Annotated in this window: 12 protein-coding genes; 1 reads left to right on the top strand and 11 read right to left on the bottom strand. The window is 43.4% G+C overall.

What is annotated here, in order from left to right; genetic code table 11:
- Window positions 1–86: 86 nt before the first annotated feature.
- From LVY74_RS08155 to LVY74_RS08140, 4 genes are all read right to left on the bottom strand, one after another.
- Window positions 87–530 (bottom strand): hypothetical protein, encoded by a 444-nt coding sequence (locus LVY74_RS08155; protein ID WP_237814653.1) that lies wholly within the window; start codon window positions 528–530, stop codon window positions 87–89.
- A 14-nt stretch (window positions 531–544) separates the two neighbouring features.
- Complete coding sequence (locus LVY74_RS08150; protein WP_237814652.1) at window positions 545–1,795, bottom strand: MFS transporter; 1,251 nt, start codon at window positions 1,793–1,795, stop codon at window positions 545–547.
- An 87-nt stretch (window positions 1,796–1,882) separates the two neighbouring features.
- Window positions 1,883–3,490: a malate dehydrogenase (quinone) gene (gene mqo, locus LVY74_RS08145; RefSeq protein ID WP_237814651.1), complete on the bottom strand. Its 1,608-nt coding sequence runs from the start codon at window positions 3,488–3,490 to the stop codon at window positions 1,883–1,885.
- 419 nt (window positions 3,491–3,909) lie between these two features.
- Window positions 3,910–4,509 (bottom strand): LysE/ArgO family amino acid transporter, encoded by a 600-nt coding sequence (locus LVY74_RS08140; RefSeq protein WP_151709449.1) that lies wholly within the window; start codon window positions 4,507–4,509, stop codon window positions 3,910–3,912.
- Between the two features lie 159 nt (window positions 4,510–4,668).
- On the opposite strand from LVY74_RS08140, the gene LVY74_RS08135 reads away from it, so the two are divergent.
- The gene (locus LVY74_RS08135; RefSeq protein WP_237814650.1) at window positions 4,669–5,088 is read left to right on the top strand and encodes an energy transducer TonB; all 420 of its coding nucleotides are present in this window, start codon (window positions 4,669–4,671) and stop codon (window positions 5,086–5,088) included.
- Between the two features lie 79 nt (window positions 5,089–5,167).
- Here LVY74_RS08135 and glmS read toward each other — a convergent pair whose 3' ends face one another.
- Genes glmS through ribBA form a run of 7 tightly spaced genes read right to left on the bottom strand, consistent with a single transcriptional unit; the run spans window position 5,168 to window position 11,893 of the window.
- A complete protein-coding gene (gene glmS / locus LVY74_RS08130) occupies window positions 5,168–7,009 on the bottom strand; it encodes a glutamine--fructose-6-phosphate transaminase (isomerizing) (RefSeq protein WP_237814649.1) in 1,842 nt (613 codons plus the stop codon).
- 12 nt (window positions 7,010–7,021) lie between these two features.
- Window positions 7,022–8,386, bottom strand: a complete 1,365-nt coding sequence (gene glmU / locus LVY74_RS08125; protein WP_151777953.1) for a bifunctional UDP-N-acetylglucosamine diphosphorylase/glucosamine-1-phosphate N-acetyltransferase GlmU — start codon at window positions 8,384–8,386, stop codon at window positions 7,022–7,024.
- 20 nt (window positions 8,387–8,406) lie between these two features.
- Window positions 8,407–8,883 carry a phosphatidylglycerophosphatase A family protein gene (locus tag LVY74_RS08120; protein ID WP_237814699.1) on the bottom strand — a complete coding sequence of 159 codons (477 nt, stop codon included), beginning with the start codon at window positions 8,881–8,883 and terminating at the stop codon, window positions 8,407–8,409.
- Window positions 8,884–8,905: 22 nt separating this feature from the next.
- Window positions 8,906–9,823: a thiamine-phosphate kinase gene (gene thiL / locus LVY74_RS08115; RefSeq protein ID WP_237814648.1), complete on the bottom strand. Its 918-nt coding sequence runs from the start codon at window positions 9,821–9,823 to the stop codon at window positions 8,906–8,908.
- Window positions 9,824–9,839: 16 nt separating this feature from the next.
- Window positions 9,840–10,286 carry a transcription antitermination factor NusB gene (nusB, locus tag LVY74_RS08110; RefSeq protein ID WP_151709454.1) on the bottom strand — a complete coding sequence of 149 codons (447 nt, stop codon included), beginning with the start codon at window positions 10,284–10,286 and terminating at the stop codon, window positions 9,840–9,842.
- Window positions 10,287–10,289: 3 nt separating this feature from the next.
- Window positions 10,290–10,760, bottom strand: coding sequence for a 6,7-dimethyl-8-ribityllumazine synthase (ribH, locus tag LVY74_RS08105; RefSeq protein ID WP_004750191.1), 471 nt, complete (start codon window positions 10,758–10,760; stop codon window positions 10,290–10,292).
- 11 nt (window positions 10,761–10,771) lie between these two features.
- Window positions 10,772–11,893, bottom strand: coding sequence for a bifunctional 3,4-dihydroxy-2-butanone-4-phosphate synthase/GTP cyclohydrolase II (gene ribBA / locus LVY74_RS08100; protein WP_237814647.1), 1,122 nt, complete (start codon window positions 11,891–11,893; stop codon window positions 10,772–10,774).
- Window positions 11,894–12,008: the final 115 nt, after the last annotated feature.

Below are 12,008 nucleotides of genomic sequence, written 5' to 3'. Positions count from 1 at the left end.
CTCAAAAGCCGATTTCGCCGTTAATGGACTTTTTGATAACCTTATTCAGTAAAACCATGAAGTCATATAGGGGGTGATGATGTGATTTATAAGGCACCCAACTGTTGCCACGACTCACCCGTATGAAAACTGGCGTAGTGCTGTTGTAACTGATGTAAATCGTGGTTTTGCAGCATCAGGAAAATGATCAGGCATAGACTGAGTAAAGCCGCTGTCCATAAATGTTCTGCAATCGAAATATGCTTGGCACGACGGTAAAAATAATAAGCGGATAAGCTCAGATGAGGTAACAGCAACCCGATAAAAGACAGATGCAAATATAGATACAGCAACAAGCCAATCGGCAAAATCAGCAAACAGCCACTACGCAACAGGCTTTGCTGGCGTTGCAACTGATAAATCACAACCAAGCAGAGGTCGAGCCAGAAGAAGATTGTCGTGCCACCTAAAATCGCAATATAGCACGCCTGTAAAATGGCGATGCCAAAGAGGCTATACAGTAAAACGCCACTGATTTTTGACCAAGACATCAATCGCAACATATTCAACCTGATTTAGAAAAAGAATGATCAGTAGACTGATCGCGGGTTTGCCGATAACTCAGCACGACTGTCAGTAAAGACAAACTTGAACCGAGCAGCATCGCAGGGATAATACTCAGCAGCCGTGCCATCAGACTGGATTGCAATGCACCCAACTGATTGCTCGACGTGACAAAAATGCCATTAATCGCTGCAATCCGACCGAGCATGTCTTTGGGGGGAATCAGTTGCAGCAAGGTCTGTCGAATCACGATGCTATAACTGTCACAAGCACCCATCAGCAGCAAAATCAGTACCGCAAGATAGAGATGTCGACTCAGTGCAAACGCAAAGCCGCAACAGGCAAAACCTGCAACTGCAATCAGCATTTTTTGCCAGAGTTGCTGTTGGGGTGGAAACTTCACCAACACACTCATCATCAGCAGCGAGCCACAGGCAGGAGCAGCGCGTAACAACCCAAAACCATCGGCATCCAGATGCAAAACATCCTGAGCAAAGATGGGGAGCAGGGCAACCACCCCCCCAAAAAAGACCGAGCTGACATCAAGTAGCATTGCCCAAAACAGCACTCGACTCTGCCTTAAAAATGCCGCAGCTTCTTTAAGACTTAGCCAAACAGAACTTTGCGCAAGCTGTGGAAATTCTCGCGCTTTAAGCTGCCAGAGCGCCAGACTGCCCAATGCAAACAAGATCATCACTGCCATAAATGTCACGTCCAAACCGAAATGGGTGAGTAGCAATCCTGCCAAAATCGGGGCAAGCACCGCATTGATTTGCCAGCAGAGTGCTGTCCATGTTGAAGCATTGCTATACAGTTTTTCGGGAACTAGAAATGGACGCAACGAATTAAAACACGGGCTATAAATGCCGCGAATACAGCCAAATAAAAAGATGATGCTGTACACAGAAACGAGAAATAACGTGTCCGAAAGCAGCTGTTGTTGGTGACTGGAAAAACATAACCACAGCAGTCCTGATAGTGGAATTGAACTGCTAAAACTCAGTTGTAAAATTCGTTGTCGGTTAAAACGATCGGCAAGATACCCACCCCAAAGCGAGAGCAGTACAAATGGCAGAAACTCTGCCAATCCGACTAAACCGAGCATCATCGGGTTATGCGTGAGCTGATATAAATAAAAACTCAGCAACACTTCCTGAATCAAAATCGCTAAGGTCAGACAGCACTGATTCACGGTCAGCAATGAAAAATCGCGACAGGTCAGGGCAGCAAAAGGTGAAATTTTGTCAGACATTAGAGATCTTAAAAGGCATAAATAACAAGGTTTTAAAATGACAAAAGGGATGAATGACTTCATCCCTTTTGTTTTCAGTGACTTAAATTACTTTTGTGCTTGTTGAGCAACAGGGGTGTAATGTAAGCCCAGTGTTGAACTGGTGTACTGACGTACTTGGTCAAGCAAAGCAGGGTTTTCGCCCAAGTCTTGTTGATAAGAACGAATAATTTCATGCAACTTGCCGTTCCATTCGCCTTTGGTTTGTGTAGGGAAGGCTTTTTCCAAGACATTCAAAATGATGTATGGCGATGTTGATGCACCCGGTGAAGCACCCATCAATGCTGCAATCGCATGGTCTTCAGAAACAAACACTTCAGTACCAAACTGCAATTTTGCAGGTTTACCCGGTTCTTTCTTAATGATCTGTACACGTTGACCACCTTGGCTCAAGTGCCAGTCTTTCGGGTTGGCATCTGGGTAGTAGCGTTTCAGTTCGCGGAAGCGGTCTTCATCAGTCATCATCACCTGACCAATTAGGTATTTCACCAAGTCCATGTTTTCAATACCAATCGCAGTCATCGGCAAAATGTTGTTTTTGTTGGTATTGGCAATCAAATCTAACTGTGAACCATTTTTCAGGAACTTGTTCGAGTAAGTTGCAAATGGCCCAAATAACACATATTTCTTACCGTCGATATAACGGGTATCGATATGCGGTACAGACATTGGCGGTGCACCAAAGTCGGCACGACCATACAATTTCGCCGTGTGTTGTGCTGCAACTTTTGGATTGTCTGTAATCAGGAATTCACCACCAACAGGGAAGCCCGCATATTGTTTCGCTTGTGGTAAGCCAGTCATTTGCAACATTTTAATCGCTGCACCGCCTGCACCAATAAACACAAAGCGTGTTTTGACATGATCCACTTTGCCTGTTTTTAAATCTTTAAATTCAACAGACCAAGTTTTGTCATCGTTTTGGCTAATGCCTGTCACTTCAGTTGAGGTTTGTAACTTGAAGTTTGGTGACTTTTGCAAATGAGCGACCAATTGGCGAGTGATTGAACCGTAGTTCACATCCGAACCAATTTCCATTCGGGTTGCCGCAACTTTCTGTTTTGGATCACGTCCTTCCATCACCAAAGGTGCCCATTGCTTAATCTGATTTGGGTCTTCAGTAAACTTCATACCTTGGAAGAACGGGCTTTTGATCATGGCTGCATAACGTTTTTCAAGGAATTTAACGTTGTCATCCATCACAAATGCGTGGTGTGGTACAGGATTGATAAAGCTGGTTGGCTCGCCCAAAACGCCTTGTTTGACTTGATATGACCAGAATTGTTTTGCAACTTCAAATTGAGAAGCGACTTTTTCTGCTTTGGAAATGTCCATTTTACCGTCTTTTTCTTCGGTATAGTTCATTTCCATGAAGCCTGAGTGACCCGTACCTGCGTTGTTAAAGCCATTTGAGCTTTCAAGTGCAACATTATCGAGGCGCTCATACATGCGAATTTGCCAGTTTGGCTGTAATTCGTTGAGATAAGTCCCGAGTGTTGCACTCATGATACCGCCGCCAATCAGTACGGCATCAACAACAGGTTCACCTTGGGTGGTATTAATTTTTTTAGACGCAATCGGTCTAAACAAAAAGATTACAGCAAGGATGATTAATACCAAAAGCAGTATTAATAATGCCTTTAAAAACTTACGCATTCAATTTACCTAAAAAATGAAAGGTCTTGCCAAAAGCGTGGCAAAAAAGTGGACATTAAAAATGTTCAAAAATGCTAGAAAATAAAACAGGATATTTAAAAAGCGAGGATAGAGATTGAACAAAATAAGACTTTAGTATAACAATTGTGTAGATCTATTAATAGACAGGAACTTTAATATAACCTACTGAATTAATCGGAATTTTTAAAAAATTATTGATATTCAATTGCTTATATTTTAATTAATTTTAAGAAATTGGGCTATTTTTTAATAAATCATTAATATTAGTCATAACATAATGAAAGTTATAAATAAATTTTAATTATGATGATTATTTAGTAAAAATTATAAATCTTTCAATAAGATGATTTTTTCTTCCGATTGCATCATTCTCCAAATTAGCTTGTTGAAAGAGAGGATCAGTGGACAAGCAGCTGCCATGCAATTCCCCACATCACGCCACCAATTACTGTATCTAAAATTTTCCAAGAAACAGGGCGGTTAAAAATCGGCTGAAGCAATCGTGCGCCATACCCTAAACTAAAGAAAAATAGCCATGAGGACAAAATTGCACCACAGGCAAACCATTCTAATTGATGCGTAAATTGGCTAGAAATTGAACCGAGTAATAATACCGTATCGAGATAGACATGTGGATTGAGCCATGTAAATGCCAAACACATCATCATGATTTTAGTCAAACTTTCAGGTTCGGTTTGGCTTGGGGTTAATGCTGCATTGCTATAGAGCGCTTGATAAAAACTGCGTAGCCCATAGCAAAATAAGAATAATGCGCCTGCATATTGGGCAAACATGAGAAGTTGTGGAAATTGTCCAATGGCTTTGGAAAAGCCTGTGACGCCTAAAAAAATTAAAATAGAATCTGACAGCGCACAACTTAGCACAATCCACAAAACATATTGCTGTTTTAAGCCCTGTTTGAGAACAAAAGCATTTTGTGCACCAATCGCAACAATTAAGGACAGGCTAGTCGCCATGCCGTACCAGAAAGCAGACATCGTTTACTCAGCATATTGATTTTTGAGCATTATGATTTTTTAGTTAAATCAATGCAGTAAAACTAAAAAAATTTCAGTGTCCTTAAAAAATTTTTATTTAGGGCTAGGGGAAAGTGCGTTTTCGCATAAAATATCAATACTTTATTAAAGGATAAAATAATGAAAAATATAATATTGGCAATTTTATGTTTAATGCCATCATTCCTATGGGCAAATCAAAATTTTGAAACCTTATCTCATCATGTGGTTATTTCAGAAATAAACCGATCGGGTGTTTATTGGATTGTCCAACCGCAGATTTCTCAAAATGACCTTAAGCATATTCCAGTACGGAGTTGGCAATATATTGTCATTGTCATAGCAGATTTTGACCAAGAGGGTAATATTAGTCAGGTACAAATAATGAGATCTTCAGGGAATCAAGAATTAGACCACATTGTTTTAGCAAGTTTTAAAGATGCTAAAGTTCATAATCCATATGCAAGACCTATACGAATTGCACAGCCTTTTTCTATTTCTACTGCAAAAGAAGATCAAGAACCAAAATGGCAAAAGTGGTTAAAAAAACACATGATCTAAGCATAAAAAAACAGCCTGTTAATAAAAACAGGCTGTTTTTGAGTAGAGGGAATTTTCCTTTAATCCACCGATCACAGAATTATTCGACCGTCACCGATTTTGCTAAGTTACGTGGCTGATCCACATCGGTACCGCGTAGTACCGCAACATGGTAAGACAATAACTGTACAGGCACGCTGTAAACGATTGGCGCAAGCCATTCATTCACGCTTGGAATTTTCACCACGTGTTGACGGTCTTTTTCATTGATGCCACTTTGCTCATCGGCAAAGACAAACAATTCACCACCACGCGCTTGCACTTCTTCCATGTTCGATTTGAGTTTATCGAGCATCTCATCTTGTGGCGCAAGAATGACCACAGGCATGTCATTGTCAACCAGTGCCAATGGACCATGCTTGAGTTCACCCGCCGCATAGCCTTCTGCGTGAATGTAAGAAATTTCTTTGAGTTTCAACGCACCTTCTAATGCAATCGGGAAGTGCGTACCACGCCCCAAGAACAGACAGTGTTGCTTTTCAACAAACAGTTCCGACAAACGCAAAATTTCGGCATTGTGCTGTAAAGTATCGAGCACTACTTTTGGACAGTGCCATAACTCACGGGTAATTTCAGCAATTTTCTCAGCAGATAGACGCTGTTTGACTTGACCGATTTTGAGTAATAACAACATTAAAGCAGCCAACTGTGTGGTAAATGCTTTGGTTGAAGCGACGCCAATTTCAGGGCCTGCGAGTGTCAGCAGGTGATGATCTGTTTCGCGAACCATCGATGAGGTTGCGACGTTACAGATGGTCATGGTTGAAATATTCAAGCCTTTCGCTGCGGCACGTTTTTGCGTATCGCGTAGCGCTGCCAAAGTATCTGCGGTTTCACCTGATTGTGAAATACATACGTACAAGGTACGGTTGATGATCACAGGCGAACGGTAGCGGAATTCACTGGCAATTTCGACTTGGCAAGGCACATCAATCAATTGCTCTGCCCAGTATTTGGCAATCATGCCTGCATGGTAACTGGTACCACAGGCAATAATTTGAATTTGCTCGATATTGTTAAAATCAACTTCCGCATTGGCAAGGAAATCTTCACGCAAAGCATTGCCATTCAATGCTTGAGAAATCGTTTGTTGCAGCGCTTCAGGCTGTTCATAGATTTCTTTAAGCATGTAGTGCTTGTATTCACCTTTCGATGAATTGCTGACGGTTGCATCAAGCTCTTTCACAGGGCGTTGAATCGCTTGTGTACCGTGCGCATAAATTTCAATGCTAGTACGGGTTAAACGTGCAATATCACCTTCTTCAAGGTAAATAAAGCGGTTGGTGATCGGCAACAATGCCAACTGATCCGAACCGATAAAGTTCTCACCAATCCCCACACCAATGACTAGTGGAGAACCTTCACGAACCGTAATCAGTTCATTTGGATAGTCAGCATGCACAATACCCAGTGCATAAGCACCTTTGAGTTTTGATACGATGCTTTGTACTGCAACCAAAAGTGAATCTTCAGTTTTGAGTGCTTCAGCCACCAAATGGGCAACCACTTCGGTGTCTGTTTGAGAATTGAAGACATAACCAAGCGTTTGTAAGTCTTCTTTTAGCTCAGCGTAGTTCTCAATAATGCCGTTATGCACGACGGCAACTTTGCCTGAAATATGCGGATGCGCATTGATTTCGGTTGGTTTCCCATGCGTTGCCCAACGGGTATGCGCAATGCCTAGGTTTCCAGAGACCTGATGTGATTTAACCGCTTCTTCAAGGTTAACCACTTTACCCACGCGACGCTCACGTAGCACTTGACCTTGACTAATTAAAGCCAAACCAGCCGAGTCATAGCCACGGTATTCAAGGCGCTTGAGACCTTCAATTAAAATTTCACTGATATTTCGTTCGGCAACGCCACCAACAATACCACACATAGGATTTACCTCTTATTTCTTAGTCTTTTGGGGACGTTGATAATCTGCTTTTTCAATTTGTGGAGCGCGTTCAAAAGCCAGTGCATTGTCCACCACATCTCGGGTAATGACCGAGCCTGCACCAATTGTTGCCCCATTGCCAATTTTGACTGGCGCAACCAGTGAACTATTTGAACCAATAAATGCGGCATCACCAATAATGGTTTTGTGTTTATTTGCACCATCATAGTTACAGGTAATCGTGCCCGCACCGATATTTGAACCCGCACCAACTTCAGCATCACCTAAATAGGTAAAGTGGTTGGCTTTTGAGCCTAAGCCGATGCTTGAGTTTTTCACTTCAACAAAGTTGCCGATATGCACGTCATTGGCCAGTTTTGCACCTGGACGTAAACGGGCAAATGGGCCGATTTGAGTGTCTTCACCGACGACCGCACCATCGAAAATGCTATAAGGCTGAACTTTAGTGCCTGCGGCAATTTTGGTATTTTTTAATACGCAGCCTGCACCAATTTCCACACCATCACCGAGTTCGCAATCGCCTTCAATAATGACATTGATGTCAATACGTACGTCTTGACCGACTTTGAGCTGACCACGCAAATCGAAGCGTTTTGGATCGGTTAAAGTCACGCCTTGACGCATCAACTCGAGTGCTTGTTGCGCTTGGAATTCACGTTCTAAAGCTGCAAGTTGAATACGGTCATTCACGCCTTCAACTTCAAAAGCTTGTTCAGGTTGAATCGATGCAATTTCTAAACCTTCAGCCACCGCCATTTCAACGATATCCGTCAGGTAATATTCGCCCTGAGCATTGTTATTGGATAATTTTGGCAGCCATTCATGTAATTTGGCATTGCTGACACAGTAAATGCCTGTGTTAATTTCTTGAATCTGGCGCTGTGCATCAGAGGCATCTTTATGCTCGACAATGGCTTGGATTTGACCATTTTCACGCACAATACGACCGTAACCTGTTGGATTGTCTACCGTGAGGGTAATCATGCCAATCCCCGTTTGGCTTGAGGCATCGAGCAGTTGCTCTAGGGTTTGCTGGCGTACAAGCGGCACATCACCGTATAGAATCAGGGAAATCCCGTCTTGCGGCAAAACAGGTAAAGTGACTTGTACGGCATGACCTGTACCGAGTTGTTCAGCTTGTTCCACCCATTGAATCTGTTCATGGCTGAATGCATCTTTGACCAAATCACCGCCATGCCCATAAATGGTAATAATATTTTGAGCTTGGAGTTGTTTTGCAGTTTGAATCACATGACCGAGTAAAGGTTGCCCTGCTAATGGTTGTAACACTTTTGGCAATTTAGAGCGCATGCGCGTGCCTTTACCAGCAGCAAGAATAATCACGGTAGTTGACATAATAACCTACTTAAATGGCGTTAAGCCCCTGAAAGTACTAAATATACGGTAATACATAATGCAGCCCAAATCCCTGCAATAATGTCATCCAGCATAATACCGAAGCCACCTGCAACCTTTTGGTCAGCAACACGAATCGGCCACGGTTTCCACACATCAAACAGGCGGAATAACGCAAAGCCAATCAATGCCCATTGTATATGCATTACATTAAAAAAGATTAAAGGCAATAAAGTAATTGATTGTCCTGCAAACTCGTCCCAAACAATTCGTCCATCGTCATGTACGCCAATCACTTTGGCGGTATGCCCGCAAATCCAGATCCCGACAAGGGACATCACAATGATTGCGAATACCGAGCCATAAAAGCCCAAAGCAATCCAGATTGGAATGAACAATAGTGCAAAAGCTGAGCCAAATGTACCGGGTGCTTTGGGTGCTAGACCTGAGCCTAAGCCGACGCCACAAAACACGACGCAACGATCAAACCAAGACATGCCTTGGAATTTAATAGGTGGTTTATGCAAAGTGTTGATATCCGCTTAATGGTAAGGATTGAGGTTGCCCTTGGTATTCCAGTCTTAAACCGAACTCAGCCTGAATCGACCCGATGATGGTGAATGGTGTGGTTGGGTTCAACTGACATAAACGCTGATAATTGTCTTTAGACAGAGTAAAGCACAACTCATAGTCATCGCCGCCTGCAAGGGCATATTGCCAGCGTTGTTCAGGTGCTAAGACCTGTAGAGCAGGGTCAAGCGGGAGCTGATCAAGATACAAGGTCGCCCCGACACCTGACGCTTTTAAAATATGCCCCAAATCTTGTGCGAGACCATCAGAGATGTCAATCATGCTTGATGCCAGTCCTCGTAAACTTTGTCCAAGTTCACAGCGAGGTGTTGGATAGTCTAGCCGCTGCTGTAGAGGATGCCCCAAGTGTTGTAAGGCAAATGCAGCATCACCAATTTGTCCACTGACCACGACATAGTCACCGACCTGTGCGCCAGAACGGGTAATGCCCTGAGCCGTTGGAATCCAGCCTAATGCAGTCACACTAATGGTTAAATGCGGGCTTTGTGTGGTATCCCCACCAATCAATTGCACGTTGTAAGGGGCACAGCAGTCAAATAGACCCTGACTAAAACCTTCGAGCCAAGTGTCATCGACTTGTGGCAAGCTGAGTGCCAAGAGAATACTGTGAGGCGTTGCACCCATTGCGGCTAAATCGGAAAGGTTGACGGCAACACTTTTCCAGCCAATGGCATGTGCAGAAGTAGAAAGTGGGAAGTGGCGACCTGCAACCAGCGTATCGGTGCAGATCACCAGCTGTTCCCCCACGGGTGGGGAAACGATAGCCGAATCATCTCCAATACCTAAGTCGACCTGTGCAGATGCAGCAGTTTTGAAATAGCGATCAATCAGCGAAAATTCGGCCATAGCGTTCGACAACACATTAGTCTTGCTGTTTTTCAGCTTCGCGTAGCACTTGTGCTAAACGATCCAATACACCATTGATGTATTTGTGGCTGTCTGCACCACCGAAGTGTTTAGCAAGCTCAATCGCTTCATCCAAAACAACACGGTATGGAATTTCTAAATGCTGACGTAATTCGTAAGCACCGAGACGTAAAGTTGCAAGCTCAACACCGTCAAGCGCATCAATTTCACGATCCAGTACAGGAATCAGCAAGGCATCTAATGCTTCGTGCTCTGCCACGATTTGAGTCAGCAATTCGTGGTAGTAGTTTAAGTCGACTTTGTGCATGGCATTTTCAGCACGGGTGCGTGCTTCAATTTCATGAACAGGGTTATGGCTCATTTGCCATTCATAGACGCCTTGTACAGCAAAACGACGTGCTTTGCGTTTTGCCGCATAAATTGCTTGTTGTGTTTGTGACATGAATTAAATTGCCTTTAACAAATTCACCATTTCAATAGCAGTCAAAGCAGCTTCACTGCCTTTGTTGCCCGCTTTGGTGCCTGAGCGTTCAATTGCTTGTTCAATGCTGTCAGTAGTGAGTACGCCATTAATGACAGGCAGACTAGACTCTAAACCAACAACACCTAAACCTTTGGCACATTCACCCGCAACAAAGTCAAAGTGAGGAGTGCTACCACGAATCACTGCACCCAATGCAATAATTGCATCGAATTGTGCAGAGTTCGCCAATTTTTTCGCAACAACAGGCAGCTCCCATGCACCAGGTGCATGAATGACCGTGATATTTTCTTCTGCAACGCCATGACGTTTTAATGTGTCAATTGCGCCTTCAAGCAAATGTTCAACCACAAAGCTATTGAAACGAGCAACCAAAATCGCGTAACGGCCTTCGCTCGCGAGATGTAATAAACCTTCTATACGGCGAATCGCCATAGCAACCTCGATTATTTTCCAAAAGATTGATCGGCAGAAATATATTCCACCACTTCTAAGTTAAAACCAGAAAGGGCATTGAAGCGTAAAGGCGAACTGAGGAGGTTCATTTTTTCCACTCCCAAGTCGCGTAAAATTTGCGCGCCGACCCCAATGGTCTGATACTGATGTGACAATGCCGCATTGGATTTGACTGGCGTTGGCGCAGTTAATGCATCGAAAGCAGGGCCTAGGTCAGGCAAGCTTTTTTGACCAATCCAAACCAGAACGCCACGTTCACTGTTGGCAATCGTTTGTAGTGCATGGTCAATTGTCCATGCAGACTCGCCCGATTGTTTTTTCAATTTTAATAAATCACGCGTTGGGTTAAAACCATGAACACGAACGGCGGTGGTGCCTTCTTTTGGCTCACCTTTCACCAAAGCCAAATGAATGTCTGGGCTGCCTTGCTCTTGATAACGATACAATTGCAATGGACCATATTCAGTATCAATGGTTTGCTGACTTAAACGTTCAACCGTTTGTTCATTGGTCATACGGTAATGAATCAAGTCGGCAATTGTACCAATTTTTAAGCCATGTTTTTCAGCAAATATTTCTAAATCTGGACGACGAGCCATTGTGCCGTCTTCATTGATGATCTCGCAGATCACCGATGCAGGCTCTAAACCTGCTAAACGTGACAAATCTGAACCTGCTTCAGTATGTCCCGCGCGGTGTAAAACACCCCCTGGCTGAGCCATGAGCGGGAAAATATGCCCAGGTTGTACAATGTCACTTGGTTTAGCTGCGGCTGCTACCGCTGTGCGGATGGTATGTGCACGTTCTGCTGCTGAAATACCTGTCGTAATCCCATCAGCCGCTTCAATCGACAAAGTAAAGTTGGTGCCATGTTGTGCGCCGTTTTGATCGACCATAAGCGGTAAATTCAATTGCTTACAACGTTCTTTACTCAAGGTCAGGCAAACAAGACCTCGGGCATGGGTAATCATGAAATTGATATCTTCAGCACGCACATGCGTTGCTGCCATGACTAAATCGCCTTCATTTTCACGATCTTCGTCATCCATAAGGATGACCATTTTACCAGCACGAATATCTTCGATAAGCTCTTCAACTGTATTGAGCGCCATCCTGTCCTACCTTAACCCTAGATCGACAATCTGATCGATTGTTGCAATTGTTTATATTAGCAATTTTTAGGCAGTATTGCCTATGTTTCCAAGCGGAACCACAGCAGCTTTTCTG

The sequence above is a fragment of the Acinetobacter sp. ME22 genome, from assembly GCF_022012315.1.
GTDB classification, from domain to species: Bacteria; Pseudomonadota; Gammaproteobacteria; order Pseudomonadales; family Moraxellaceae; genus Acinetobacter; species Acinetobacter brisouii_A.
The sequence above is the reverse complement of the archived record's forward strand: the minus strand, read 5'-3'. Positions and strand labels throughout refer to the sequence as shown.

What these genes read in the sequence shown, in the direction of transcription:
- LVY74_RS08155 (WP_237814653.1), bottom strand. Translation starts at nt 530, where the DNA reads ATGTCTTGGTCAAAAATCAGTGGCGTTTTACTGTATAGCCTCTTTGGC.
- LVY74_RS08150 (WP_237814652.1), bottom strand. Translation starts at nt 1,795, where the DNA reads ATGTCTGACAAAATTTCACCTTTTGCTGCCCTGACCTGTCGCGATTTT.
- mqo (WP_237814651.1), bottom strand. Translation starts at nt 3,490, where the DNA reads ATGCGTAAGTTTTTAAAGGCATTATTAATACTGCTTTTGGTATTAATC.
- LVY74_RS08140 (WP_151709449.1), bottom strand. Translation starts at nt 4,509, where the DNA reads ATGTCTGCTTTCTGGTACGGCATGGCGACTAGCCTGTCCTTAATTGTT.
- LVY74_RS08135 (WP_237814650.1), top strand. Translation starts at nt 4,669, where the DNA reads ATGAAAAATATAATATTGGCAATTTTATGTTTAATGCCATCATTCCTA.
- glmS (WP_237814649.1), bottom strand. Translation starts at nt 7,009, where the DNA reads ATGTGTGGTATTGTTGGTGGCGTTGCCGAACGAAATATCAGTGAAATT.
- glmU (WP_151777953.1), bottom strand. Translation starts at nt 8,386, where the DNA reads ATGTCAACTACCGTGATTATTCTTGCTGCTGGTAAAGGCACGCGCATG.
- LVY74_RS08120 (WP_237814699.1), bottom strand. Translation starts at nt 8,883, where the DNA reads ATGTCTTGGTTTGATCGTTGCGTCGTGTTTTGTGGCGTCGGCTTAGGC.
- thiL (WP_237814648.1), bottom strand. Translation starts at nt 9,823, where the DNA reads ATGGCCGAATTTTCGCTGATTGATCGCTATTTCAAAACTGCTGCATCT.
- nusB (WP_151709454.1), bottom strand. Translation starts at nt 10,286, where the DNA reads ATGTCACAAACACAACAAGCAATTTATGCGGCAAAACGCAAAGCACGT.
- ribH (WP_004750191.1), bottom strand. Translation starts at nt 10,760, where the DNA reads ATGGCGATTCGCCGTATAGAAGGTTTATTACATCTCGCGAGCGAAGGC.
- ribBA (WP_237814647.1), bottom strand. Translation starts at nt 11,893, where the DNA reads ATGGCGCTCAATACAGTTGAAGAGCTTATCGAAGATATTCGTGCTGGT.